This is a genomic window from Streptococcus infantis, from assembly GCF_047460875.1.
GTDB classification, from domain to species: Bacteria; Bacillota; Bacilli; order Lactobacillales; family Streptococcaceae; genus Streptococcus; species Streptococcus infantis_AA.
Genome location: NZ_JASHFI010000029.1, coordinates 1 through 979, shown reverse-complemented (window position 1 = coordinate 979; position 979 = coordinate 1). Strand labels below are relative to the sequence as shown.

Here is a 979-nt window from a genome sequence, read left to right as displayed (position 1 = left end):
CCTCAGCTTCAGCATCAACCAGTGCAGTAGCTTCAGCTTCAGCGTCAACTAGCGCAGTAGCAAGTGCTTCAGCATCAACAAGTGCGGTAGCTTCAGCTTCAGCATCAACAAGTGCGGTAGCAAGTGCCTCAGCATCAACAAGCGCGGTAGCTTCAGCTTCAGCATCAACAAGCGCGGTAGCTTCAGCTTCAGCGTCAACTAGCGCGGTCGCTTCAGCTTCAGCATCAACAAGTGCGGTAGCAAGTGCTTCAGCATCGACTAGTGCAGTAGCAAGTGCTTCAGCATCAACAAGTGCAGTAGCAAGTGCTTCAGCATCAACAAGTGCGGTAGCAAGTGCCTCAGCATCAACAAGCGCGGTAGCTTCAGCTTCAGCATCAACAAGCGCGGTCGCTTCAGCTTCAGCATCAACAAGTGCAGTAGCAAGTGCCTCAGCATCAACAAGCGCGGTAGCTTCAGCTTCAGCATCAACAAGCGCAGTAGCTTCAGCTTCAGCGTCAACAAGCGCAGTAGCCTCAGCTTCAGCATCAACAAGCGCAGTAGCCTCAGCTTCAGCATCAACAAGTGCGGTCGCTTCAGCTTCAGCGTCAACCAGTGCGGTAGCCTCAGCTTCAGCATCAACAAGTGCGGTAGCTTCAGCTTCAGCATCAACAAGTGCAGTAGCAAGTGCTTCAGCATCAACTAGCGCAGTAGCTTCAGCTTCAGCGTCAACAAGCGCAGTAGCCTCAGCTTCAGCATCAACAAGCGCGGTCGCTTCAGCTTCAGCATCAACAAGCGCGGTCGCTTCAGCTTCAGCATCAACAAGTGCAGTAGCAAGTGCCTCAGCATCAACAAGCGCGGTAGCTTCAGCTTCAGCGTCAACTAGCGCGGTAGCTTCAGCTTCAGCATCAACAAGTGCGGTAGCAAGTGCTTCAGCATCGACTAGTGCAGTAGCAAGTGCTTCAGCATCAACAAGTGCAGTAGCAAGTGCTTCAGCATCAAC

The 979-nt window shown here is 52.6% G+C and carries 1 protein-coding gene; it reads left to right on the top strand.

The genetic code is table 11. From position 1 onward, the window contains the following. On the top strand, positions 1 to 979 hold a 979-nt coding region (locus QM887_RS09900), incomplete at both ends, for a hypothetical protein (protein ID WP_414271439.1).